The organism is Micromonospora tarensis, from assembly GCF_016803395.1.
Taxonomy (GTDB): Bacteria; Actinomycetota; Actinomycetes; order Mycobacteriales; family Micromonosporaceae; genus Micromonospora; species Micromonospora tarensis.
On sequence record NZ_JAEVHL010000022.1, the window covers coordinates 1 to 24,969 of the forward strand.

17 protein-coding genes and 2 pseudogenes are annotated in these 24,969 nt (G+C 71.0%); 6 read left to right on the forward strand and 13 right to left on the reverse strand.

Annotated elements, in window-relative coordinates; genetic code table 11:
- The 4 genes from JM949_RS07825 to JM949_RS07840 form a co-directional block, all read right to left on the reverse strand.
- Positions 1–1,312 (reverse strand): sensor histidine kinase (locus JM949_RS07825; protein WP_203147769.1); only part of this gene is annotated, 1,312 nt, incomplete at its 3' end.
- 119 nt (positions 1,313–1,431) lie between these two features.
- On the reverse strand, positions 1,432–2,382 hold the full coding sequence (locus tag JM949_RS07830) for a permease prefix domain 1-containing protein (protein ID WP_203147770.1): 951 nt from the start codon (positions 2,380–2,382) through the stop codon (positions 1,432–1,434).
- Positions 2,379–2,720: a PadR family transcriptional regulator gene (locus tag JM949_RS07835; RefSeq protein WP_203147771.1), complete on the reverse strand. Its 342-nt coding sequence runs from the start codon at positions 2,718–2,720 to the stop codon at positions 2,379–2,381. The genes JM949_RS07830 and JM949_RS07835 overlap by 4 nt, the downstream gene beginning before the upstream one ends.
- A 116-nt stretch (positions 2,721–2,836) precedes the next feature.
- The gene (locus tag JM949_RS07840) at positions 2,837–3,271 is read right to left on the reverse strand and encodes a hypothetical protein (RefSeq protein WP_238432765.1); all 435 of its coding nucleotides are present in this window, start codon (positions 3,269–3,271) and stop codon (positions 2,837–2,839) included.
- A gap of 294 nt (positions 3,272–3,565) precedes the next feature.
- Here JM949_RS07840 and JM949_RS07845 point away from each other — a divergent pair.
- Both JM949_RS07845 and JM949_RS07850 read left to right on the forward strand, forming a co-directional pair.
- Positions 3,566–4,995, forward strand: a pseudogene (locus JM949_RS07845) (protein kinase domain-containing protein).
- A gap of 139 nt (positions 4,996–5,134) precedes the next feature.
- Positions 5,135–6,310, forward strand: coding sequence for a low temperature requirement protein A (locus JM949_RS07850; protein ID WP_203147772.1), 1,176 nt, complete (start codon positions 5,135–5,137; stop codon positions 6,308–6,310).
- Between the two features lie 26 nt (positions 6,311–6,336).
- Here the strand turns inward: JM949_RS07850 and JM949_RS07855 are convergent, their stop codons facing one another.
- From JM949_RS07855 to JM949_RS07865, 3 genes are all read right to left on the reverse strand, one after another.
- Entirely contained in the window at positions 6,337–6,882 is a 546-nt protein-coding gene (locus tag JM949_RS07855; protein WP_203147773.1) for a hypothetical protein, read from the reverse strand.
- Positions 6,879–7,430, reverse strand: a complete 552-nt coding sequence (locus JM949_RS07860) for an RNA polymerase sigma factor (protein ID WP_238432767.1) — start codon at positions 7,428–7,430, stop codon at positions 6,879–6,881. The genes JM949_RS07855 and JM949_RS07860 overlap by 4 nt, the downstream gene beginning before the upstream one ends.
- Before the next feature lie 80 nt (positions 7,431–7,510).
- Positions 7,511–8,131, reverse strand: a complete 621-nt coding sequence (locus JM949_RS07865) for an L-threonylcarbamoyladenylate synthase (RefSeq protein ID WP_203147774.1) — start codon at positions 8,129–8,131, stop codon at positions 7,511–7,513.
- Between the two features lie 147 nt (positions 8,132–8,278).
- Here JM949_RS07865 and dnaE point away from each other — a divergent pair, with 147 nt between their 5' ends.
- The gene (gene dnaE / locus JM949_RS07870) at positions 8,279–11,809 is read left to right on the forward strand and encodes a DNA polymerase III subunit alpha (RefSeq protein ID WP_203147775.1); all 3,531 of its coding nucleotides are present in this window, start codon (positions 8,279–8,281) and stop codon (positions 11,807–11,809) included.
- A gap of 83 nt (positions 11,810–11,892) precedes the next feature.
- Here the strand turns inward: dnaE and abc-f are convergent.
- The 3 genes and pseudogenes from abc-f to JM949_RS07885 form a co-directional block, all read right to left on the reverse strand.
- Positions 11,893–13,529, reverse strand: a pseudogene (gene abc-f / locus JM949_RS07875) (ribosomal protection-like ABC-F family protein).
- 464 nt (positions 13,530–13,993) lie between these two features.
- Entirely contained in the window at positions 13,994–14,689 is a 696-nt protein-coding gene (locus JM949_RS07880) for a response regulator (protein WP_203147776.1), read from the reverse strand.
- Positions 14,686–16,272, reverse strand: a complete 1,587-nt coding sequence (locus JM949_RS07885; RefSeq protein WP_309232053.1) for a sensor histidine kinase — start codon at positions 16,270–16,272, stop codon at positions 14,686–14,688. The genes JM949_RS07880 and JM949_RS07885 overlap by 4 nt, the downstream gene beginning before the upstream one ends.
- Positions 16,273–16,345: 73 nt before the next feature.
- Here JM949_RS07885 and JM949_RS07890 point away from each other — a divergent pair, with 73 nt between their 5' ends.
- On the forward strand, positions 16,346–17,758 hold the full coding sequence (locus tag JM949_RS07890; protein WP_309232054.1) for a cation:dicarboxylate symporter family transporter: 1,413 nt from the start codon (positions 16,346–16,348) through the stop codon (positions 17,756–17,758).
- A 145-nt stretch (positions 17,759–17,903) separates the two neighbouring features.
- Positions 17,904–18,329: a hypothetical protein gene (locus JM949_RS07895; RefSeq protein ID WP_203147778.1), complete on the forward strand. Its 426-nt coding sequence runs from the start codon at positions 17,904–17,906 to the stop codon at positions 18,327–18,329.
- Here the strand turns inward: JM949_RS07895 and JM949_RS07900 are convergent.
- The 3 genes from JM949_RS07900 to JM949_RS39030 form a co-directional block, all read right to left on the reverse strand.
- Positions 18,326–19,348, reverse strand: a complete 1,023-nt coding sequence (locus tag JM949_RS07900; protein WP_203147779.1) for an AraC-like ligand-binding domain-containing protein — start codon at positions 19,346–19,348, stop codon at positions 18,326–18,328. The two genes, JM949_RS07895 and JM949_RS07900, sit on opposite strands and share 4 nt — an antisense overlap.
- Before the next feature lie 519 nt (positions 19,349–19,867).
- The gene (locus JM949_RS07905; protein ID WP_309232057.1) at positions 19,868–21,040 is read right to left on the reverse strand and encodes a tetratricopeptide repeat-containing protein; all 1,173 of its coding nucleotides are present in this window, start codon (positions 21,038–21,040) and stop codon (positions 19,868–19,870) included.
- Complete coding sequence (locus JM949_RS39030; RefSeq protein ID WP_309232055.1) at positions 21,037–22,335, reverse strand: tetratricopeptide repeat protein; 1,299 nt, start codon at positions 22,333–22,335, stop codon at positions 21,037–21,039. The genes JM949_RS07905 and JM949_RS39030 overlap by 4 nt, the downstream gene beginning before the upstream one ends.
- A 492-nt stretch (positions 22,336–22,827) precedes the next feature.
- Here JM949_RS39030 and JM949_RS07910 point away from each other — a divergent pair, with 492 nt between their 5' ends.
- On the forward strand, positions 22,828–24,969 hold the full coding sequence (locus JM949_RS07910) for a protein kinase domain-containing protein (protein WP_203147781.1): 2,142 nt from the start codon (positions 22,828–22,830) through the stop codon (positions 24,967–24,969).

Consider the following 24,969-nt stretch of genomic DNA (forward strand, 5'->3'; position numbering starts at 1 on the left):
GTGCCCGTCGCCCGGACCCGGCAGCGCACCGACCGGCGGCTCCGCCGAGGCCGCCACGCGGGAAGCGGGCGCGTACCCGCCAGCCGCCGCCCGCCCTCGGCCCGACCTCCAGGTCGCCGTCGTGCGCGGTGACCCGTTCGCGCATGCCGATCAGACCCAGCCCGACCGCATCGACCCGGCCGCCCGCCCGTCCGTCGTCGGTCACGTCGACCTCCACCTCCCGGGCCAGGTAGCGGACCCGTACGTCCAACAGCTCCGCGCCGGCGTGCTTCAGGGTGTTGGTCACCGCCTCCTGAATCACCCGGTAGGCCGCCTGGGAGACCGAGTCGGGGAGCGGGACCGGCTCGCCGTACACCCCGAGGGTGGCCGTCAGCCCGGCGGCCCGAGCCCGCTCGACCAGCTCGCCGACCCGCTCGACGCCGGCGCCACCACGGGTCGCCGGCGCGGCCTCGGCGTCGGCGGAGGTGCGCAGCACGCCGAGCATCCGGCGCAGCTCGTCGACGGCGGTGCGGGCGCTCTGCTCGATGGCGGTGAGGGCGGTGCGGGCCTTGGCCGGGTCACGGTCGAACACCCGGCGGCAGGCGGACGCCTGCACCCCCATCACCGAGACGTGGTGGGCGACCACGTCGTGCAGCTCCCGGGCGATCCGGACCCGTTCGCCGAGCACCGCCCGGTCCCGGGCCTCGGCCTGCGACCGGCGCAGGTCCTCGGCCTGTGCGCGCAGCTCGTCCTCGCGCCGAGCCGCCACCCACGCGGTCTCGCCGAAGAAGTACGCGAAACCGAAGACCAGCACATTGAGCAGCACACCGTTGACCATCGCGGCGAGCACCGGTGGCACTGGCCCGACCGCGTCGGCGAAGGCGCCGGGCGGGATGTGGTCGATCATCACCGCGTAGTAGAGCCCCAACCAGGCGAACATCGTGGCGATCACGCCGATGCGCAGCCGGCGGGCCATCCGGTGGTCCTGGCTCCAGGCGCCGACGGTGTAGAGGGCACAGAACAGCGCCCAGGAGGAGAACTGGGTCTCGGGGGCCGATCGTGCCTGCGCGGCGATGAACACCACCGCGATGACCAGCAGGGTCGCCGCCGGCCACCGCCGCCGCCAGATCAGCGGCAGCGTCACCGCGACGGTCCAGAGCAACTGCTCGGGCCCGGACGGCGGCGGACCCAGCAGGAACGCGCCGGTGCTGCGGGCCAGGGTGAGACTGACCAGCGCCAGCCCGGTCATCCCGAGACCGATCCAGAGGTCGATCCGGCGCTGTTCCGCGGTGGGGCCCGGGCGACGCCATTCCTCTCGCGGTGCCACTGTCATCCGGGAACGATGCCACGCCGCCCACCAGATCCGCCAAGCGGGCGGCGCTGGTGGGCGGTCAGGTCGACGGGCGGCGCCGGCGCGGGGTACGCGCCGGGCCGCCCGGCTGGCAGATCCGCTCACGCCGTCGTCTGCTGCCGGGTCTTGCGGGCGGTGTCGATCAGGTCCCAGATCACGACCGCGACCGTACCCAGCGCGATGGCCAGCCCGAGGGCGTCCCGGTTGTCCGCCTCGGCCAGCCAGCCCAGCCGCTCGGCCAGGGCCGGGTTGAGCAGTCGGTCGGTGAGCGCCAGCCACACCAGCGGCAGCCCGAACGCCAGGCTGAGCAGCGCCTTGAGGCCGAACAGCTGCCAGGTCCAGCGGCCGATCCGGTACTTGACCAGCTCGAAGATCACGCTGGCGATCAGCACCACGATCAGCGCCGGCAGCCAGAACGACCAGAGAGCCGGGTCGAGCAGCGGGATGTTCTCGCCGTCGGTGCCGTCGACCCAGGAGTGGTAGTGCTGCAACGGCAGGTACGCGATGGTCAGCAGCAGCATGATCACCGATGCGATGGTGTCGGCGAGGGGGATGCCCCGGCGCACCGGCGCGTCGGGCAGCTGGTCGACCGTCCACTCGGGTAGGTCCATGGTCGGTTGGGACCGCTCGATGATGACGAAGGTCAGGGTGAGCCAGAAGGCGATGTGCACTGTCACGTGCAGGGCGACGACGACGCCGGGCCCGATCGCCCCGAAGCCCTTCCCCTCGACGGCTTCGACGATGGCGACGATCGTGCCGACGAGCGCCGGGATGAAGCTGAGCAGCAGCTTCAGCAGCCGCAACCAGACCAGGTAGTAGGTCGGGCCGATGAGCTGTAGCCGGCGGTCGGCGTACCGGGCGGCCAGCACGTCAGGGTTGCCCAGCTCGGTGAGCACCGCCCGCTCGGCGGCGGCCGGGTCCGCGCCGTCGTCGGTGTGCCCCTCGATCATGTCCTCGATGGAGGCGCGCAGCTCAGTGGCGATCTCGTCGCGGCGCTGGGTGGGAACCGAGCGCAGGGTAGCGGCGAGATAGCGGTCAGTGAGGGTGTTCATCGGTCCACTCCTTGGATCAGCCCGGTGAGAGAGGTCTGTACGGCGGCGAGGTCGGCCAGCAGTCGGCTCAGCATCGACTCGCCCTCGTCGCTGGTCCGGTAGAACTTGCGCGGTCGGCTCTCCTCGGTGTTCCACTCGCTGGTCAGCAGGCCCTGGTCCTCCAGGCGGCGCAGCAGCGGGTAGAGGGTGTTGGCGTCGACCGGAAAGCCGTGGTCGGTGAGCCGTTGCAGCAGTGCGTAGCCGTAGTCCGGTCGACGCAGCGCGACCAGGCTGGCCACCACGACGGTGCCTCGACGCAACTCCTGTAGGTGCGTCCGTAGAACGTCCTCGCTAACCATGTGTCACACCATACTGTGTGTTACACAGCATTGTCCACGGCTATAACATCGTGTCTGGCGCGGGACGCGCGAACGGGGCGCCCGGTCGACACCGGACGCCCCGCCCTGGGCCGTGCTCAGCAGGCCCTGCCCTGCCGGAAGTTCCGCTCGACGAAGCTGGCCGGACCGACCTGGAAGTAGCCCACACCCGGCCGGATCGGGTGCCCGGTGAACAGCTCCACCCGCGAACCGAACCGGACCAGGTACGCCTCGGCGGTCCCCGCGTCGTTGCGGATCAACGCACCCCGCGACCCGTAGATCGCCTCCAAATCGTCGAAGGACATGCCGACCGAGGCCCCGGCGGGGGAGCGCGGCGGCGCGGTGGCCGTACCGACCTCCACCAGGCGCCCGTCGCGGAAGGCCAGCAGGAGCACGCCGGCCCAGGAACCGGTCACGCCGGCGTGCACCACCCCGGCGCAGCCCGGGGCGGTCCAGTCGATGTGCCCGTCGTTGGTGAGCGCGGCCAGGCTGACGCCGATGCGGTACACGCCGGCGCCACGGACGCTGAGCACCTGCGGGTGGCGGTGCCCGACGGCGGCGGACGGACCGTGCGCCGAGGCGGGCGCGGCGCGCCGCTCAGGGATGCTGCCGCCGCCGGGCCGGCGACGGTCGCCGGGACGAGCGTGCCGAGCACCAGCGCGGCGGTGGTGAGCAGGATCGAGGGACGGTTCATGGTGGCTCCTTCGGTGATGGGTCTCCTGCCCTCTTAGTCACCGCGCCGGGGCCAACGGTTCGTCGGGATTCCGACCGACCCGGTCTATGGTGCAGAGAAACGCCGAACGACCGTGCTGGCCGGGGGTGACACGGTGACGGCTCCACTGCGGATCGGGCCCTACGCGATCGAGCGACTGCTCGGCGTCGGCTCGTTCGCGACGGTCTGGCTCGGCTACGACCGGGCGCTCGACACGCACGTGGCGATCAAGGTGCTGGCCGAGAACTGGAGCCACGACCTGCGGGTCCGTGAACGCTTCCTCGACGAGGCCCGGTTGCTGCGCCGACTGGAGCACGAGCGGCTGATCCGGGTGCACGCCGTCGGCGAGCTACCGGACAGCCGACCGTACGCGGTGCTGGCCTGGGCGGACGGGGGCAGCCTGCGAGACCGGCTGGCCGCCGGCGAGATCCCCGCGCCGACGGCGCTACGGCTGCTCGGTGAGGTCTGCGCCGGGGTCGCGTGCTGCACCGGCACGGCGTCGTGCACCGCGATCTCACCCCGGGCAACATCCTGTTCCGCTCGGCCGGCCCCGGCGGGGCGGAACAGGTGCTGATCGCCGACCTCGGCCTCGCCAAGGCGCTCGCCGCCGCCTCTGGGCTGACCGCCCGGGCCGGCACCCCGGGTTACATGGCCCCCGAACAGGACGATCCGGGGGCGGTCATCGACACCCGCGCCGACGTGTACGGGCTTGGCCGGCTTGGCATCCGACTGCTGGCCGCCAACCCGTCGAGCGCGAACCCGACCAGACCGGATCCGCCTCGGCCCGCCCCGGAGATCCGACTGCGGGACGGCGTTCCTTCGGCGGTCGCGGCGGTGCTCGCCCGGGCGACCGCCCACCGCCCGGCGGACCGCTACCCCGACGCCGCGACCCTGCACACCGCGTTGAGCCGCGCGAGCGGGCCGGCGGGGCTGGCTGCGGCGACCGGTCCCGTACGGCAGCAGCCGTCACCTCGGGCAGGGGCCCGCCGCCCGTACCGGTTGGGGCTGGCCGGGGCCGCGGTCATGACCGTCGCCGCGGTGGGTGCGGTGGGCGCCGAGCCGAGTGGCGGCGCCGGGTCGGCTCGGCCGGTCGGCGGCACGTACACGACCGGGTCACTGACAGTGGCGTTGCCGCCCGGCTGGTCCGCCACGGGTGCCACCTGGGCCGGTCAGTACGGTGCCGACGGCGAACCCGAACCGGCGCTGGTGATGTCACCGCAACCCCGCCGGTGGGCCGCCGACCCGCGCCTGCCGGGAGCGTTCGTGGGCCTCTCCGGCAGCACGGCGGCACGCACCACGCCCGCCGGGTTCCTGGCCGAGCGCACGCACGGCGACTGCCTGCCCGCCCCGCCTCGGACCAGCTCGCAGGCGGGCGTCGAGTGGATCGTGGTGGCGTACCGCTGCGACCAGGGTCGGCCGGAGATCGTCGAGTCGGTCGGCCGGCACCCCGACCCGCCTGCCCTGGTGTACGTGCAGATCACGCCACCGGCCGACGCCGGGCCCGAGTTCGTGGACAGCCTGCTCGCCGGTGTGCGGGTGCGGTGACGGCTGCGAGCGAACCGGCCCGGTGGCGGGCTCTCGGATGTGAAGCTGTCACCGTGGCGGAGACGTGTTGTCGAGCTGCTCTCGTCGCCCGCTGCACGGTTCGCCGCCGCTGGGGTCGGACCGGCGCGGGCGGGTGCCGGTGACCGGCGGGCCGCGTCCGCCGCTGACCCGTCCCGGGACCGGCCCCCAACGGGCGGACCTGCTGGAGCTGTTCTTCGACCTCGCCTTCATCGCCAGCCTGACCCTGACGTCGCAGAAGATGGCGGCCGAACAGACCTGGACCGGCATCGCCCAGGCGTTGCTCGCCCTGTCGACGCTTTGGGCGGTGTGGGTGACCACGACGCTGATCACCGACACCTACAGTCCGCGGAAGAGGCCGATCTCCTACCTGATCCTGGCCATCATGTTCGGCATCATGCTGATGTCCGCCGCGCTCCCGACTGCCTTCCACGATCACGGGCTGGTGTTCGGCGGGACCTGGGCCGCGATCAACCTGGGCCGGGGGCTGGTGCTCATCCGGTCACTGCGCGGTCGGCAGGGGCAGGAGCGCTCCATCCGCGCCCTGGTCTGGTCCCTCATCGCGGGGGTCCTCTGGGTGGTCGGCGCTCTGCTGGCCGACCCCGGGTTGAGGCTCAGCGTGTGGCTCGCCGCGCTGGCCGTGGACTACATCGGGTTCGGATTCCGCTTCCCCGTCCCCGGTCGAGCGGCTCTGCCGCAGTACCAGGTGACGCCGGAGCACCTCGCCGAGCGGTACCAGCAGATCTACACCCTCACCCTGGGTGAACTCGTCCTGGTCAGTGTTCTCAGTCTGAGCCATCAGCCCTTCACCCCGGACCGGATAGCCGCCTTCGGCACCGCGTTCCTGACGGCAGTGGTGCTCTGGTGGAGCTATGCCGGGGGAGCGGGGGCAACCCTTCGCGCCGCCATCGAGGCGTCACCCCACCGGGCCCGGCTGGTGCAGACCAACCCGTACGCCCACTGGTTGATGGTGGCCGGTGTGGTGAGCACGGCCGCCGGCGTCGAGCGGATCATTGCGGCGCCCGGGCAACACCCCGGCAGTGTCATGACGGCGCTCATTCTGGGTGGCGCCGGGCTCTTCCTCTGTGGGCGCGCGGTCCTGGAACACGAGGTCTACGGGCCGGTGCCGCTGTCCCACGTCCTCGGCGTGGCTGCCACGATCATCCTGGCGCCGTTCGCGGCGCACCTGTCCGGTCTCGCGCTGGGCGTCGTCGCCGCCCTGGTGCTGTCCGGGGTGGTGGTCGCCGAACTCCTCCGCAACCGGCGGGGTTCGGCCCCGGCCTCGGTGGCATCCTGACGCCGGCCCGACGGGAAACCGGCGGACTAGCGAACCACCACGGTGATGGTGTGCTCCCGGCCCTCCTTGGGGATCGTCACGGCGACGGTGCCGGGGCGGACGAAGCGGATGTCCACCACGCCCGCCTCATAGTGCTGGGAGACCAACTCCGGGCGGTCCACGGTGACGAGCCCCGGCCCGATGCCCTGGATCCGCAGCACCGCACCGGTGGCGAAGCAGAGCGATGTCAGCAGCTCGATCTCGGTCTCGGCGAGCGGCAAATCGTAGCGGACCGCACCCTGGCAGGCCGGTGTCGCGTCGGTCGGCGGGGGAGTCGGTCGGGGCGTAGCCCTGGTCCTGGTGGGTGTGGGCGGTGCCGCGACCGGGCGCGCGCTGGTCGTCGGCGGTCGCGACGGCGACCCGGTGGACGCGGGGATCGGGGAGGTCGAGGAGATCGCGGAGGGGGTCGGCGTCGAACGGGTCGGGCCGGCCGGTTGGACGGGCAGCGGCGAGACGGCGTCGGTGCCGCACCCGGCGACCCCCACGATGGCCGCGAGGATGACCACGACCCGGTGCGACGGTGCGCGGCTCATTCGACGCCGAGTCGTTGGCGGACCTGGCGTCGGGCCAGGTGCAGCCGGGACTTCACGGTGCCCACCGGCAGGTCGAGCAGGGTGGCGATCTCGGGATAGCTCAGCCCGAGGACGTCGCGCAGGGCCACCACCTCGGCGAGGTCGGGGTGCACCGAGTCGAAGGCGTCGAGCAGGTCGAGGCGGGTGCCGGCGACCACGCTCGTGCGTCGTGGGTCGGCCTGGTCGGGCACCGGCACGCCGCCGGCCTCCAGCCGGCAGCGCCGGCGCAGCGTCCGGTACGTGGAGCGGGCCCGGTTGGCGGCCAACCGGTGCAACCAGGTGCGGAACGAGGAGCGACCCTCGAATCGACCGATGCCGTGGGCCAGCGCCAGCAGGGTGTCCTGGCAGGCCTCCTCGGCGTCCTCCCGGTTCGGCAGGAACCGGGCGCACAGCCGCAGCACCTGCGGGCGGACCGCGACCAGCAGGGTGTCCAGCGCCGCCGGGTCGCCGCGCGCGGCGGACCGGGCCAGGGCGTCGATGTCGTCCGCGTCGGCATGCCGGATGTCCAATGCTCGCCGGTGCCGATCCCCGAGCGTACGACCCGCCGGGCCGGTGCGCCCCGGTACCGTCCGGCACCCGACGCGAACCGCTACTCGAAGCGGGACACGTCTCCGGCGCCCCGGCGCAGGATCTCCGGCTCCGGCCCGGACAGGTCGATCACTGTCGTTGGGTCCCTACCGCAGTCGCCGGCGTCGAGCACCGCGTCGAGCTGGTGGTCGAGCCGTTCCTTGATCTCCCAGCCCTGGGTCATCGGCTCGTCGTCGCCGGGCAGGACCAGGGTGCTGGACACCAGTGGCTCGGCCAGCTCGGCCAGCAGCGCCTGGGTGACGGTGTGCCGGGGCACCCGCACGCCGACGGTGCGTTTGCGCGGGTGCAGCATCCGGCGCGGCACCTCCCGGGTGGCCGGCAGGATGAAGGTGTAGCTGCCCGGGGTGGACGCCTTCACCAGGCGGAAGACCGAGTTGCTGATCTGGACGAACTGACCGAGCTGGGCGAAGTCCCGGCAGACCAGGGTGAAGTGGTGCCGGTCGTCGAGGTGACGGATCTGACGGATCCGGTCCAGCCCGTCCTGGTTGCCCAGCTGGACGCCGAGCGCGTAGCAGGAGTCGGTCGGGTAGGCCACCAGACCACCGCCGCGGATCAGGTCGGCGACCTGGCCGATGGTCCGGGGCTGCGGGTTCTCCGGGTGGACGTCGTAGTACCTCGCCATCCTCCGAGACTAGGCGCACCTGGCGGCGTTGCGGAGACGAGGGCCACGGCCGTCGGCGCGGACGGTGGAGCCGTCGAGATCACCTCGGTAGGGTAGGTCCCGGTCGACTCGGACCAACAAGATCCACACCGCCGGGGGGCGCCAGGCATGGCTGATTCGTTCGCGCATCTGCACGTGCACACCGAGTACTCGATGCTCGACGGAGCGGCCCGACTGAAGGACCTGTTCGCCGAGGCCAAGCGGCTCGGCATGCCCGCTGTGGCGATCACCGACCACGGCAACATGCACGGCGCGAACGACTTCTACAACCAGGCGATGGCCGCCGGGATCACCCCGATCCTGGGCGTCGAGGCGTACGTGGCGCCGGAGTCGCGCTATCACAAGGCACGGGTCAAGTGGGGTCGCCCGGAGCAGAAGAGCGACGACATCTCCGGTAACGGCGCGATCACCCACAAGACCATGTGGGCGAAGAACGCGCAGGGCCTGAAGAACCTCTTCACCCTCAACTCGCGCGCCTCCATGGAGGGGCACTACGTCAAGTGGCCCCGGATGGACATGGAGCTGATCGCCGAGCACGCCGAGGGGATCATGGCCACCACCGGCTGCCCGTCGGGCGCGGTGCAGACCCGGCTGCGGCTGGGGCAGTTCGACGAGGCCCTCAAGGTCGCCGCCAGCTACCAGGACATCTTCGGCAAGGAGAACTACTTCCTCGAGATCATGGATCACGGGCTCTCCATCGAGAGCCGGGTCCGCGAGGGGCTCACCGAGATCGCCCGCAAGCTGGACATCCCGCCGGTGGTCACCAACGACTCGCACTACACCCACGAGGCCCAGGCCACCGCCCACGACGTGCTGCTCTGCGTGCAGACCGGCAGCAACATCGACGACCCCAACCGGTTCCGGTTCGAGGGCGGCGGTTACTTCATCAAGAGCGCCGACCAGATGCGCGCGGTGGACTCGTCCGAGCTGTGGCAGCAGGGCTGCCGCAACACCCTGCTGGTGGCCGAGAAGGTCGACCCGAAGGGCATGTTCGAGTTCCACAACCTGATGCCGCGTTTCCCGGTGCCCGACGGCGAGACCGAGGAGTCCTGGTTCCGCAAGGAGACGTTCGCCGGGCTGGCCCGCCGCTACCCGAACGGCATCCCCGAGGGGCACGTCGTGCAGGCGGAGTACGAGCTGGGCGTCATCAACCAGATGGGCTTTCCGTCCTACTTCCTGGTGGTCGCCGACTTCATCCAGTGGGCGAAGAACCAGGGCATCGCGGTGGGTCCGGGCCGTGGTTCGGCCGCCGGCTCGCTGGTGGCGTACGCGCTGGGCATCACCGACCTCGACCCGATCCAGCACGGCCTGATCTTCGAGCGGTTCCTCAACCCCGAGCGGGTCTCGATGCCGGATGTCGACATCGACTTCGACGAGCGCCGGCGCGGTGAGGTGATCAAGTACGTCACCGACAAGTGGGGTGAGGACAAGGTCGCCCAGATCGCCACCTTCGGCACGATCAAGGCGAAGGCCGCGATCAAGGACTCGGCCCGGGTCCTCGGTTTCCCGTACGCGGTCGGCGACCGGATCACCAAGGCGATGCCGCCCGCGGTGATGGGCAAGGACATCCCGCTCACCGGCATCTTCGACGCCAAGCACCCCCGCTACGCCGAGGCGGGCGAGATCCGCGGCCTGTACGACTCCGACCCGGACGTCCGCAAGGTGATCGACACGGCCAAGGGCATCGAGGGGCTGATCCGGCAGACCGGTGTGCACGCCGCCGGCGTCATCATGTCCGCCGAGCCGATCATCGAGCACATCCCGTTGATGCGCCGCGACGCCGACGGGGCGATCATCACGCAGTTCGACTACCCGACGTGCGAGTCGCTCGGGCTGTTGAAGATGGACTTCCTCGGCCTGCGCAACCTGACGATCATCGACGACGCGGTCAAGAACATCGAGCTGAACCACGGCAAAAAACTCGACCTGCTGGCCCTGCCGCTGGACGACAAGGCCGCGTACGAGCTGTTGGCCCGTGGCGACACCCTGGGCGTGTTCCAGCTCGACGGTGGGCCGATGCGGTCGCTGCTGCGGTTGATGAAGCCGGACAACTTCGAGGACATCTCCGCCGTCCTGGCGCTGTACCGGCCCGGCCCGATGGGCGTCGACTCGCACACCAACTACGCGCTGCGCAAGAACGGTCTCCAGGAGATCACCCCGATCCACCCGGAGCTGGAGGAGCCGCTGCGGGAGATCCTGGCCCCCACCCACGGTCTGATCGTCTACCAGGAGCAGGTGCAGCGCGCCGCGCAGATCCTCGCCGGTTACACCCTCGGTCAGGCGGACCTGCTGCGCCGGGCGATGGGTAAGAAGAAGAAGGAGATCCTCGACAAGGAGTTCATCCCGTTCCGGGACGGCTGCCGCGAGCGCGGCTACTCCGACGAGGCGATCCAGGCGGTGTGGGACGTCCTGGTGCCGTTCGCCGGCTACGCGTTCAACAAGGCGCACTCCGCCGCGTACGGCCTGGTCTCCTACTGGACCGCCTACCTGAAGGCGCACTACCCGGCCGAGTACATGGCGGGGCTGCTGACCAGCGTCGGTGACGACAAGGACAAGATGGCGCTCTACCTGGCCGAGTGTCGCCGGATGCGCATCCAGGTGCTGCCGCCGGACGTGAACACCTCGGCCGGGCCGTTCACGCCGGTCGGCAAGGACATCCGGTTCGGCCTGGCCGCCGTCCGCAACGTCGGCGCGAACGTGGTCGCCTCGATCATGCGGTGTCGGGAGGAGAAGGGCGACTACACCGACTTCTACGACTTCCTGTCCAAGGTGGAGGCGGTGGTCTGCAACAAGAAGACAATCGAATCGCTGATCAAGGCGGGCGCGTTCGACTCGATGGAGCACCCCCGCAAGGGCCTGCTCGCGGTGCACGCCGACGCGATCGACGCGTACGCCGACGTCAAGCGCAAGGAGGCGGTCGGTCAGTACGACCTCTTCGGTGCCGGCTTCGGTGACGCCGACACCGGCAGCACCACTGTGATGCCGGTCATCGGTGACAGCGAGTGGGACAAGCGGGACAAGCTGGCCTTCGAGCGGGAGATGCTCGGCCTGTACGTCTCCGACCATCCGCTGTTCGGCCTGGAACACATCCTCAACGCGGCGGCCGACACCACAATCGCCGCGCTGGCCGAGGAGGGCGCGGTGCCCGACGGGGCGGTGGTCACCCTCGCCGGCATCCTCTCCGGGGTGCAGCGCCGGGTCACCAAGCAGGGCCGGGCCTGGGCGTCGGCCACCCTGGAGGACCTGGCCGGTGGGGTGGAGACGCTGTTCTTCCCCAACACCTACGAGGTGATCGGGCAGTACATCGCCGAGGACGCCATCGTGGTGGTCAAGGGGCGGGTGGACCGCCGTGACGACACCCCACGGATCATGGCGATGGACATGTCCATGCCGGACGTCAGCACCAGCGCCACCAACAAGCCGGTCACCCTCACCATCCCGGTGCACCGGTGCACGCCGCCGCTTGTGGAACGACTCAAGGAGACTCTGGTGCTGCACCCCGGCGACACCGAGGTGCACGTCAAGTTGCAGAACGGCGGGCGCACCACCACCCTGCGGCTGGGCCCGTTCCGGGTGGCCGCGACGACCGCGCTGATGGGCGACCTGAAGAGCGTCCTCGGCCCGGCCAATGTGAGCTGACACCGGCCACGGCCCGGTCGGTGCGAGCTGACCGGGCCTCGCCGGCCGGTGTCCGACCGACCGGGCCGAGGACGCCGTCGGGCTCAGCCCCGCTCGGGGGCGCTGATCTCCCGCAGCTGGCCGTCGGCCAACCGCAACCAGCGCTGCACGCCGATCTCGGCGAGGAACCGTTCGTCGTGGCTGACCACCACGAACGCCCCCTGGTACGCGGACAGCGCACTCTCCAACTGGGCCACGCTGACCAGATCCAGGTTGTTGGTCGGCTCGTCGAGCAGCAGCAGTTGCGGCGCCGGCTCGGCGCAGAGCACGCAGGCGAGGGTGGCGCGCAGCCGCTCACCGCCGGAGAGCACCCCGACCGGCAGGTTGACCCGGGCGCCCCGGAACAGGAACCGGGCGAGCAGGTTCATCCGCTTGGCGTCCGGCAGGTTCGGCGCGTACGCGGTGAAGTTCTCCGCCACCGTGCGGTCCAGGTCCAGCAGGTCCAGCCGCTGCGACAGGTACGCGATCCGTCCGTCGGCCCGCCGGATCTCGCCGCCGGCCGGGTCCAGGTCGCCGTTGACCAGGCGCAGCAGGGTCGACTTGCCGACGCCGTTCGCCCCGGTGAGCGCGATCCGCTCCGGCCCCCGGATCACCAGGTCCGCGCCGTCGCCGCCGAACAGCTCCCGGCCGTCGAAGCGGCCCGCATCCCCTGGCCGGAGAAGACAGTGCGCCCACCTGGGACGGTGGTGTCCGGCAGGTCGACGGTGATCCGGTCCTCGTCGCGTACCGCCCGCCCGGCCTCGTCGAGTCGGGCCTTGGCCTGACCGAGCCGGCCGGCGTGCGTCTCCTGCGCCTTGCCCGCCGACTCCTGGGCGCTGCGCTTGAGACCGCCGGCCACGATCCGGGCCAGGCCGGCGTTCTTCAGGTTCTTGGCGGCGTTGCTGGCCCGCCGGTCGGCCCGCTCCCGGGCCTGCTGCATCTCCCGCTTCTCCCGCTTGACCTCCTGCTCGGCGTTGCGCAGGTTGCTCTCGGCCACCTCCCGCGCCGCCTGCACCGCCTCGGTGTACGCGGTGAAGTTGCCCTTGTACCAGCGGATCTCGCCGCGCTCCAGCTCGGCGATCCGGTCCATTCGGTCCAGCAGCTCCCGGTCGTGGCTGACCAGCAGCAGGCACCCGGTGAAGTCGGTGAGGACGTCGTAGAGCTTGTGCCGGGCTGCCAGGTCCAGGTTGTTTGTCGGCTCGTCGAGCAGCAGCACGTCCGGGCGGCGGAGCAGCTGCGCCGCCAGGCCGAGGGAGACCACCTGGCCGCCGCTGAGGGTGTGCAGCGGGCGGTCGAGCGACAGCTCACCCAGGCCGAGCCGGTCCAGCTCGGCGCGGGTGCGCTCCTCGATGTCCCAGTCGTCGCCGATGGTGGCGAAGTGTTCCTCGCTGGCGTCGCCGGCCTCGATGGCGTGCAGCGCCGCGATCCGCTCGGCGACGCCGAGCACCCGCGCCACGCTCAGGTCGCCGGCCAGCGGCAGCGTCTGCGGGAGGTAGCCGAGCAGGCCGTCGACGGTGACGCTGCCGCCGCTGGGCCGCAGCTCCCCGGCGATCAGCCGCAGCAGGGTGCTCTTGCCGGCGCCGTTGGGCGCGACCAGGCCGGTGCGACCGCCCGGCACTGTGAAGGACAGCTCCGAGAAGACCGGGGTGTCGTCCGGCCAGGAGAAGGAGAGGTTCGAGCAGACAATGAACGCATCGGACATGCGAGTGACCTCAAAGGGTGGGTTGGGCGCGGCCAAGCGCGCCCGACGACAAACGGGACCGGTGGAACGACGTCATGGCCACGGCGGCTGCGCGCTGCGCGCCGAACCGATGGCCGAACATGCCCGGTCTCACCCGGAGATGTCGTCGTCACCCGCCATGTCTGGTCTCCCTGGTCGTACCGCTAACCCAACCCGGCAAGTCTAACAACGGATCTCCACCCCGCCAGCGGATTCCCCCCCCCGGCCGGCGACCGTAGGTGCCCGGCGGTGGGTGTGCGGGGACGAACGTCATCGGCGGGCCCCTGCCCGCCCCGTCGACATGCTGTTGAGCGGTATACCTCAGGGGTATGAATATGACTCTGAGGTATACCGCTCACCACTGCGTCCGCTCCGACTGCGGTTACTGACGGTTACCACGTTCCGCTCCTGTGCCCGTGCCTCAGCCGGGATCGGGACTCGTTCGCTCACCTCGGGCGGTATTCGACCTCGGGGCGGCCCGGGGTGCCGTAGCGCGGGCTGCGGGCGGCCCGATCGACCGTCACCAGGTACTCCAGGTAGCGGCGGGCGGTCACCCGGGAGATGCCGGTCGCCGCGCCCACCTCGGTCGCGGACAGCCCGGCCGCCGCGCGGGTCCCCTCGGCCAGCGCGGCGCGTACCCGATCGAGGGTCTGCGCGTCGAGCCCCTTGGGCAGGCTGTGCCCGGCGGTGCCGCGCAGGGTGGCGAACATCTGGTCCACCTCGTGCTGGGCGGCGACCTCGCCGTCGGCGAGCGCCTGCGCCCGGTAGTCGGCGTAGCGTTCCAGCTTGTCGCGGAACGCGGCGAAGGTGAACGGCTTGAGCAGATAGTGGGTCACCCCGAGGGAGACGGCGGTGCGCACCACCGCCAGGTCCCGCGCGGACGTCACCGCGAGCACGTCGACGCTGCTGCCCGCCGCGCGCAGCGCCCGGCACACGTCCAGGCCGTGCAGGTCGGGCAACCGAAAATCAAGGAGTACGAGGTCCACCTCGCCGCCGCCGCCCGCGCGCAGGGCCGCCATCGCCGCCCGCGCGGTGTGCGCCACCCCGACCACCACGAAACCGGGAACCCGTTCGGTGTACGCGCTGTGCGCCTCGGCCAGCAGCGGCTCGTCCTCGACGACAAGCACCCGGATGTCTGTCACGACCGCTCGATCCTGCCCGGCAGCCGGACGGTGAACAGGCTGCCGCCGTCGTCCGAGCGGGCCACCTCCGCGCTGCCGCCGTGCCGGCGGACCACCTGCCCGACCAACGCCAGACCGAGGCCCCGGCCGGTGCTCTTGGTGGACCAGCCGCGCCGGAACGCGTCAGCCACCCGCTCCGGGGCCAGCCCGGGACCGCTGTCGGCGACCCGGATCACCAACTCGTCGTCGACCGCGCCGACGAAGACCCGCACCCGGCGTGGCGCCGGCGTGCCGGCCACCGCCTCCAGGGCGTTGTCGACCAGGTTGCCGACCACGGTGAGCAGGTCACCGGTCGGCAGCGGGCTGTCGTCCAGCCGGCAGTCCGGTTCGATGACCAGGTCCACCCCGCGCTCGCCGGCCTGCGCGGACTTGCCGAGCAGCAGCGCGGCCAGCGCCGGCTCGGTCACCGCCCCGACCACCCGGTCGGTCAGCTGTTGGGCGAGGGCCAGGTCCCGGGTGCCGAGCCGGACAGCCTCGTCGGCGCGGCCCAGCTCGACCAGGGTCAGCACGGTGTGCAGCCGGTTCGCCGACTCGTGGGTCTGTGCCTGCAACGCCTCGGTCAGCGCGCGTACCGAATCCAACTCGCTGGCCAGCGTGCGTAACTCGGTCTGGTCGCGCAGCGTCAACACGGTACCGAGCACCGTGCCCTCGAACCGGGTGGTCCGCTGGTTGGCGACCAGCACCCGGTCACCGGCGAGGATCGGCTCGTCACGGGCGTCGCGTCCGGAGTCGAGCAGCTCGGCCGCCGCGGGCGGCAGGTCGATCCCGGCCACCGGCTGGTCGATCACCGGCGCGTCCGCGTCCAGCCCCAACAACCGGCGACCCTCATCATTGATCAATGCCACCCGCCGGTCGGTGGTCAGCACGACGAGACCTTCGCGCACCGAGTGCAGCACGGCGTCGTAGTACTCGTACATCCGGGTCATCTGCGCCGGCCCCAGACCGTGCGTCTGGCGGCGCAGCCGGCGGCTGAGCAGCCAGGAGCCGGTCGCGGCGAGCGCGAGAGCCGGTGCGGCCACACCGAACAGCACCGGCAGCTGACCGAGCAGCTTACGGTCGATGGCCCGGGTGGTGATGCCCACCGAGACCAGACCGACGAGGCGTCGCCGCTCGTCGTAGACCGGAACGACAGCGCGCACCGACTCGCCGAGCGTCCCGACGTTCGTGGTGGTGAACGCGCGACCCGCCAGCGCGGGTTCGATCTCGCCGACGAACGGCTCACCGATCCGCTCCCGGGTCGGGTGCGAGAAACGGGTGCGGTCCGGGGCCATCACCACCACGAAGTCGGTGCCTGTGGCCTTTCTTGTCGATTCGGCGTACGGCTGGAGGACCCTCGCTGGGTCGGCGGCGGTGAGGGCGGCGCGGACGTCGGGGGAGCCGGCGACGGTCTGCGCCACCGCGAGCACCTCCTCCTGGGCGGCCTGGCGGGAGTCGCTGCGGGCCAGCCAGACGGCGCCCGCCGCGCCGGCCAGCACCAGCAGCGTCACCACCACCGCCTGGAGGGCGAAGAGTTGCCCCGCGATGCTCCACTGGCGTCGGGCCACCCCCATCACCTCCTCATCCGGCCGCCGTTGCCGCACCTCGCGGTGAACAGAATGACCGCAAGGCTGTCAACGGGTGAGACGCGCTTCACATTGTCGACATGGACACCACCACATCCGCCACCACACCGGCACCGGCGGCCGCCGGGACCGTACCCGTTACCTGTATCTGGCCGTCATCGTGGCCGTCGTCGCCGGCATCGTGGTCGGGCTGGTCGCCCCCGATTTCGGCAAGGAACTCAAGCCGATCGGCACCGGCTTCGTCAACCTGATCAAGATGATGATCAGCCCGGTCATCTTCTGCACCATCGTGCTCGGCGTCGGCTCCGTCCGGCAGGCCGCGAAGGTCGGCCGGGTCGGCGGCCTCGCCCTCGGCTACTTCCTCACCATGTCGACAGTGGCGCTCGCCATCGGCCTGGTGGTCGGCAACCTGATCCACCCCGGCTCCGGCCTGAACCTCGGCCAGGACCTCGCCGGCGCCGGCAAGGCCGCGGCCGGCGACGAGGCCGCCGGTACGGCGGACTTCCTGCTCGGGATCATCCCGACCACGCTGCTCTCCGCGCTCACCGAGGGCAAGGTGCTCCAGACGCTGCTGGTCGCCCTGTTGGTCGGCTTCGCCGTGCAGGCCATGGGCCGGCGGGGTGAGCCGGTGCTCAGCGCCATCACCGTCATCCAGCGGGTCGTCTTCAAGGTCCTCGCCATGATCATGTGGCTGGCGCCGTTCGGCGCGTTCGGCGCGATGGCCGCCGTGGTCGGCGCGACGGGTGTCGACGCCCTCAAGAGCCTCGCCCAGATCATGGTGGGCTTCTACCTCACCTGCCTGATCTTCGTGCTGGTGTTCCTGGGCGCGCTGCTGTGGTTCGTGGCCCGGATTTCGATCTTCTCGCTGCTGCGCTACCTGGGGCGGGAGTTCCTGCTGATCCTGTCGACCTCGTCGTCCGAGTCGGCGCTGCCGCGGCTGATCGCCAAGATGGAGCACTTCGGCGTCAGCAAGCCGGTCGTCGGCATCACGGTGCCGACCGGGTACTCGTTCAACCTGGACGGAACGGCGATCTACCTGACCATGGCGTCGCTGTTCATCGCCGACGCGCTGGGCAAGCCGCTGGCGATCGGGGAGCAGATCTCGCTGCTGCTCTTCATGATCATCGCGTCCAAGGGTGCCGCCGGCGTCACCGGCGCCGGGCTGGCCACGCTGGCCGGCGGCCTCCAGTCGCACCGACCGGACCTCGTCGACGGGGTGGGGCTGATCGTCGGCATCGACCGGTTCATGTCCGAGGCGCGGGCGCTTACCAACTTCGCCGGCAACGCCGTGGCGACCGTGCTGGTCGGGACCTGGACCGGCGAGTTCGACCGGGACCGGGCAGCCGGGGTGCTGCGCGGCGACGACCCGTTCGACGAGGCGACCATGCTGGACGAGCACGATGACGAGGACGAGTCGGCGGTGCGGCGACCCGACGACGAGAAGGCGACCGCCGGCGCACCGGCCTGAGTCCGGCGCGACGGCCCCGGATCTTCCTGATCAGGTGATGAGAAACAGGTGCCTGGATCGTTCCCGGCCCTTTCCTTCTCATCACCTGATCAGGGTCGGCGGATGGAAGGATCGCCATGTGACGTGCGATGTGTGTGGTCACCAGATGCGGCAGCAGCCGGTGCCGGAACCGCTGACGGAATGGGCCGCACCGGTCCGGGAGCGGTGGTTCTGCTCGTGGTGCTACGCATGGACCGAGTTCGGGCACGACCCGCGCGAGATCGCACGACCGCAGTACGAGCCGATGAAGAATCGCTGGGAGCGGGCACAGTCACCGCAGTTGCCCGAGGACGTGGGTCATGCCTACGACGTGGCGTACGCCCACGAGGGTGCCGGGGCGACCCTGTGCGGCATACAGCACGACAGCGTGTCCGCCTCGGCGTACCCGTGGGTGCCGGACTGGCCCAATGCCTGTCCGGGCTGCAAGGAAACCGCAAGGGTGATCGACCAGCGCTGGCCGGTCGAGATGCGCGGCGCCGGGAAGCGCATCCATCCCAGGCCGCCCGCCGACTCCCGCTGGCCCCCCTTCTAGGCCTTTCGTTGATCCGGGGCGGGCCAGCGCGGTGCGGACCGAGCGCTGAGGTCGTCGCGGAACGCGCGGGGAGACATCCCGTACGCGGCCGTGAAGACCCTGCTGAAGTGCGCCTGGGTGGGGAATCCCCAGCGGACGGCGATGCTGTGGATGGGCCGCGCTCGTTGCAGGGGATCGCGTAGGTCGCGGGCACACCGGTCGAGGCGCCTCATCCGGATGATCTCAGCGACTGTCTGGTCCTCGGCCTCGAAGGCTCGATGCAGGGTGCGCAGCGAGACGTGGTGCGCGGCGGCGATCGTGCCCGGTGACAGGTCCGGGTCGCCGAGGTGCTCGTCGATGAACGCCTGGACCCGCATCCGCAGGCTGTGCCCGCGCACCTCATGGGGTAGTGCGTCGGTGAGGTCCAGACGCTGGGCCACCGTCGCGGAGAGCAGGTCTCGCACGACGGTGCCCAGGAGCGGAGCGTCGCTGTCCTGATACTGCTCCGGGTGGCTCATGACCTGGTTCACGAACTGGCTGAGCAGCATGCCCATCCCCTCGGTGGCGGGGATGTTCGTACCGAGAAGCTGTGCGATCTTGTTGGACTGCACCGGTATGAGCTGGTGCGGAACGAGGATCGTCAGGGTGGTCAACAGACTCTCCTGCGGCGATCGCCCCCGATGCGACGACTGATGCGGGCGCGACGTGTCGACGACTGCGAAATGCCCCGGCGAGAAGGGGTTCGTGCGCCGCTCCTGTTCCACCCCACCGCGCCCGGACAGCGGCAGCGCGAACTGGTACATCTCCGGGTCGCTGCGACGGATGAACGTGCCGGTCCGCCGCATGTCCAACGACGGGTACCGCCAGGACGACAGCACTACCTCACCCAGGTTGATGACCTCGGCCCGGGCCCGGAAGTCTGCCGCGTGGGCACTGTGAATCCGCATCGGCACGGACTCGCGGGCCACCAGGTCGTGCCAGAATCCGAACCGCTCACCCTCGGGCACCACTGTGGTGTCCGCCAAGCCTACGGTGAGCACTGTCTCCCTCGATCCCTATCGACGTTGTTGACGCGGCCGAGGCGGCTCTGCCACCCGAGCTTACAAGATCACTTAGCGGTCGGTCTCGGCATGGTGCCGTCTACCTGGGGTTGTAGGGGCCGGTGACGGCCGATCGTCACGCGCGCCAGGCGCATCGGCGCCGGACCGGGACGCCGAAGGGACCGCCTGCCGCCAGCGAGCCGCGGTGGCTGCGACCGTCCATGGCCGTGCCGCCCCGACACCGCACACGGCCGGCGGTGATCAACTCGGTTTCCGTGAAGTCGGGCTTTCCGCCCCGCTTCGAGACCGCGTTATCAAGGAAGTCGAGTCGATCACGGTCCCGGCCCGGACTGCGAGGCTGATCCCCCGCGCCCAGAGACCATCGGCCATGCCTTCGACGGCGGCGTGACCGGCCGCGTCGCCGCGAGCAGTCGGACCATTGGCCGCACGCGCTGAATGTGGGCCCCGCTGCGGATTACCCGCCTCGTCTGACCACCGCAGTCGGTCTGACTGTGTCGGTCAGCGCTTCTTACGCCTGCCATTTGATGGGCCCGACCGGCCGCCCATCCGACGTTTGATTTCGTTGAGCAACTTCTGTGTTTCCTGGGTCCGGCGATCGCCCAGCCCGAACAGGCGTCGCTCTGCTTCGAGCTTGGCCGTGGCCTGTGCTCGGGCCGCCAGCAAAGCACCTCGCACTAGCAGTGCGTGCGCGAGATTCCCGCGACCCTTCAACGTGTCAGGGTGATTCGGACCGAGAATACGTAGCTGGTCGGTGAGGAGTTCTTCGAAGGCGGTGATGGCGGTGTGGTGGTCGCCGGCCTCGCCTTTCCAGCTGGCGAGGTTGGCGCGGGTGGTCAGGGTGTCGGGGTGGTCGGGGCCGAGGATGCGCAGCCGGTCGGTGAGGAGTTCCTCGTAGGCGGTGATGGCGGTCTGGTGATCACCGGTCTCGCCTTTCCAGCTGGCAATCTGGCCGCGGGTGATCAATGTGTCCCGGTGCTCGCCGCCCAGCACCTTGATACGGCGAGCAAGAACATCCTTGGCTCTGTCGATACCCTCGGCCAGTCTCCCCAGGCTGGCTATGACGATGCTGTAGTCACTGGCGGAGCGCAACGTGGCCGGGTCGTCGGGGCCAAGGGTGCGTTGCCGGCGAGTCAGGGTGTCCTCGGTCAGGTCGAGGGCTTCCCGGTCGCGCCCCTGGTTGTGATAGGCGTGCGCGAGCTCGGAGGCCGCGGTGAGGGTGTGCGGATCGTCGGGCCCCAGCTTCTGTCGCCACTGGTCAAAGAGGTGGCGGGCGAGGCGGAAGCCGGCGTCGGTGTTTCCGCTGTAGAGCAGGTAGAGCATCGCGTCGCAGGCCGCGTCGCGGAGCTGTCGGTCGTCGGTCTCGCCCAGCTCCAGCGCCAGCAGGTGTGGCAGGAGGGTGGACCACGCTGGCCACGTCGACGCCGAGGCTGGCTCGCCGGGATGGCTGGCGGCCACCAGGCCACCCGCCTGGCGGCGCAGCTCGTCGCGGCTGGAGGCAGCAAGCTGACTGAGGACGAGCGTCTGCACCAGGCGGTGGACCTGGATGCCGCGCTGCGACAGGCGCACCAGGTCACCGAGCCGTGTCGCGGTCTGGTACAGCCGCATCGGACTGGCCACCACCGGTCGCAGTGAATCCGCGACGGCGTCGGGGGCCGCGCCGAGCAGCGTCATCGGAACGGGTTCGGGCGCGAGGACGCAGCAGAGGCGGAGCAGGTCCAGGGCTTCGCCGTGATCGGCGAGTTCGTTGATCGAGACGCGCAGGGCGGCGGCGAGGGACAGTGGATAGGACTGCGGTAGGCCCTCGTTGAGCACCTCGTCGGCGTCGGTGTCCAGCATCTCCAGGTACAGCTCGGTCGGCATCGTGGACAGCACGGTGGCCGCCTGCACCAGGGCCAACGGCAGGTCGCCCAGCTTGTCCGCGACCAGGTCGCGTCCTCGGCCGACAGCTCCGGCACCCGGTTGCGTAGCAGCGTGACCGACTCCCGCCGGGTCAGCAGCTCAAGGTGCACCCTCGCGAACTCGGACCAGTCGCGGGACCGTGATGTGATCAGGACGTGGCCGACGCCAGCGGGCGCCCAGGGTTGGACGGCCTCGGCGGTCTCCGCGTTGTCGAACACCAGCAGCCATCGTTTCGGCTGCTGTAGGTGCCGCCGCAGCGCGGGCAGCGCCCCCGCCTCGTCATGCTCGACGACCAGCCCCAGCTCGGCGGCGAGCGCGATGAGCTGGGCCGGCACCAGTTGTGGGTCCTCGGCGTTGATCCACGCCACCAGGTCGTACTGGGCCGCGAATCGGTGCACGTACTCCACCGCGACCTGGGTCTTGCCGACTCCGCCGAGCGGAACCCCGGACTGGACCACCACCGGTCGTCCCGGCCGGAGTTCGCGACGGACGGCGTCGATGTCACGGTCCCGCCCGACGAAGTCCGCGTTGCGGCGCGGGACCTGCCAGAGCGTGGGCTGATGTCCTCCCGGCAGCCGGGGAGCGTCGGCCGCCGATCGTGGCCGGGGGATCTGCGCACCGGGAAAATCGGGTTCGGTCGCCGGCCGGGGCACCCCGCGCACCGCGTTGATCAGCACTCGGTGCGCGTCCTCGGCCGACAGGTCGGCCAGGCTGGGCGCGATCAGCGGGCGGAGCACCGCGGGCAGCGTGACGTCCCCGAGGCGCAGCGGCACCAGCCGGCCCTGCCGGTCCCGCCCGGACATGACCGCCGTCCACTCGTCAGTGGTGAACCGCTGGTGTTCGAAGTACGCCTCGGAGAAGAGCGCCACCATCCGGTCGGCCCGCTCCAACGCCTGGTTGATGCGGACCACCGAGTTGTCGCCGGCGGCCCAGTCCCACAGGTCCAGCTCCACCACGTACCCGGCCTGTTCCAGCTGCCAGGCCACCCACTCGGCCCACGGCCGGTCCGGGCCAGCGTAGGAAATGAACAGCTTCTCCCCGGTGGTGGCGCTGGCGTCTGTTGTCACGCCAACAGACCTACCACAACACGATCAGCGAACCCATCGCCCAGCTGTCGCGCTACCGACACCAGGTGGCGTGCCGCTCCTGTCGCAGGCTTGACCGATGCCGAGGTCGAAGCGCCGGAACCGCCTCGCCGGATGCCGCCACCGGCAACACCGCATCGTCCGGAACGGCCATCTCTTCTCCCACGGGTTGATAACCCGCCGGTAATGTAGGCATCGAATCGACCGACGGGGTGTGCCGTGCTCCGGCCGGCGCGGGCCGGCGGCCGCGCGTACCGGGTCTTCGCGGAATTCGAATTCATTCGATCTGCATAGCACGTTACCGATATACGCGTTGGTAACGTTGCGCTCGGCGACCGCGTTCGGGTCAATAGGGGAGTTGTTCCGAAATGGTCGATCAGTTGTTTGTCGATCTTGCCTGTGACATATCCAACTGTCGTTTCGCCATCGGCCGCGAGAATTGGGCAGGTAAACATCGCCGGGTACGTTCCTGTCGTGCCAGACGCCTCTCGACAGTTGATTGCCGATCGCTATCGGCTGGTTCGTCCACTCGGCCAGGGCGGGATGGGCCGGGTATGGCAGGCCCGGGACGAGATGCTCCACCGCGACGTGGCCATCAAGGAGTTGGTCGCGCCGCCCGGCCTCCGGGACGACGAACGCCGGGAGATGCGTGAGCGGTCCATGCGCGAGGCGCGGGCGGTGGCCCGCCTCGGGCACGCCAACGTGGTACGCGTCTTCGACGTGCTGCACTCGGGCGACGACCCCTGGATCGTGATGGAACTCGTGCCGTCCCGGTCCCTGCAGCAGGTGCTCGACGCCGAGGGGCCGATGTCGGCGGACCGCGCCGCACGGATCGGGTTGGGTGTGCTCGGGGCGCTGCGCGCCGCCCACCAGTCCGGCGTGCTGCATCGGGACGTCAAGCCGGCGAACGTGCTGCTGGGCGACGACGGCCGGGTGGTGCTCACCGACTTCGGGCTGGCCACCCTCCCCGGCGACCCTCGGATGACCCAGACCGGGATGGTGCTCGGCTCGCCGGCGTTTCTCGCCCCCGAGCGGGCCACCGATGGCGACGTCGGGCCGGCCGCCGACCTCTGGTCGCTCGGCGCCACCCTCTACGCGGCGGTCGAGGGACGAACCCCGTACCAGCGCTCGTCCCCGATCGCGACGTTGGCGGCGCTCGCCACCGAGCCACCACCGCCGGCCCGGCGGGCCGGTCGGCTGACCCCGCTCCTCGAAGGGCTGCTGCGCCGGGAGCCGGATCAGCGGATCAGCGCGGACGAGGCCGACCGGCTGCTGCGCCAGGCCGCTACCGGCGACCAGCCGGTCACCCGGGCCAGCGCCACCGGCGACCAGCCGGTCGGCGGTGCCGGCACCTCCGGCGACGGATCCTGGCCGACGATAGTGCCCGAGTTCGTCACCGCCGAGTCTGCTCCGCCCGGGTCGCCCGCCGCCCCCGACGTCCCGGTGTCCAGGTCGGGCCGTCGGCGTCGGGCTCGACTGATCGGGTCGCTCAGCGCCGCGGCTCTGCTCATCGTCCTGCTGGTCACCGCCTCCCTGCTGACCGGCGTGCTGCGCGGCGGCCCGGACGCCGACCGGGTGGCGACGCCCGCCGGGCCGGCGTCGCCGATCGCCGAGACGCCGGTGTCCAGGGTGCTGCCCCCGGCGCCCGCCGGCTGGCGCTACTACCGCGACGATCCCCGCTTCCTGGTGCCCGTCCCCGACGGTTGGCGGGTGCGCCGCGACGGCGAGCGGGCCGAGTTCCGGGAGCCGGACGGCAGCCGCGTGCTGATCGTCGACGAACTCCGGGCCGTCCCCGCGGACCTGGTCGCCGAGCTGCGGGACCGCGAGGCAACGGAACGCCCGCGCCACGCCGACTTCCACCGGGTGCGGCTCGCGGCGCTGCGCTACCAGCTGCGCGCCGCCGAGTGGGAGTGGACGCAGACCGACCCGGACGGCACCCCGACGCGCACGGTGAGCCGCGTGTTCGTCGGCCACAACGGGCACGCGTACTCGATTGACTGGACCACGTCGGCCGCCGAATGGTCGGCGAGCGCCGGCGTCTTCGCGCTGATCGCCGACGGTTTCCAGGGCCTGCCGGTCGCGGGCGGCCCGCCGTCGCGAACCGCCGGCCCGCCGCCGTCCGTCGGCGCGGGTCCGCCGACGCCAGGGACCGGCAGCGGTACGACGGCGGGGCCGGGGAATCCGGCGGAGCAACCATCGCCGCCGCCCTCGCCGACGCAGGGCAGCGCGCCCGCCGGCAAACAGATCATCAGCTTCGCCAGTGACCGGTGCGTCGACATCCCGGACGGCAACGCCACGGCTGGGGTGCGACTCCAGATCTGGGACTGCCGTCGCACGGCGAAGCAGCTCTGGACCTTCCCCGCCGACGGCACGGTGCGTTCGATGGGCAAGTGCCTGGACGTCGCCGGCCACTCCACCGCGGACGGGGCAGCCGTCCTGCTCGCCGACTGCTCCGGCGCCGGGTCGCAGAGGTTCACCCTCAACAAGGCCTACGACCTGGTCAACACCAAGGCGGACAGGTGCGTCGACGTGCTCGACGCCAACCCGGACAACGGCGCCCGGTTGCAGATCTGGCAGTGCAACGGCAACGCCAACCAGAAGTGGCGGGCCAGCTGA

Excerpts from the sequence above, each read along its gene's own strand:
- JM949_RS07830 (WP_203147770.1), bottom strand. The coding sequence starts at position 2,382 with ATGAACACCCTCACTGACCGCTATCTCGCCGCTACCCTGCGCTCGGTT.
- dnaE (WP_203147775.1), top strand. The coding sequence starts at position 8,279 with ATGGCTGATTCGTTCGCGCATCTGCACGTGCACACCGAGTACTCGATG.
- JM949_RS07895 (WP_203147778.1), top strand. The coding sequence starts at position 17,904 with ATGCGGCAGCAGCCGGTGCCGGAACCGCTGACGGAATGGGCCGCACCG.
- JM949_RS07855 (WP_203147773.1), bottom strand. The coding sequence starts at position 6,882 with ATGAGCCGCGCACCGTCGCACCGGGTCGTGGTCATCCTCGCGGCCATC.
- JM949_RS07905 (WP_309232057.1), bottom strand. The coding sequence starts at position 21,040 with ATGACGCTGCTCGGCGCGGCCCCCGACGCCGTCGCGGATTCACTGCGA.
- JM949_RS07835 (WP_203147771.1), bottom strand. The coding sequence starts at position 2,720 with ATGGTTAGCGAGGACGTTCTACGGACGCACCTACAGGAGTTGCGTCGA.
- JM949_RS07865 (WP_203147774.1), bottom strand. The coding sequence starts at position 8,131 with ATGGCGAGGTACTACGACGTCCACCCGGAGAACCCGCAGCCCCGGACC.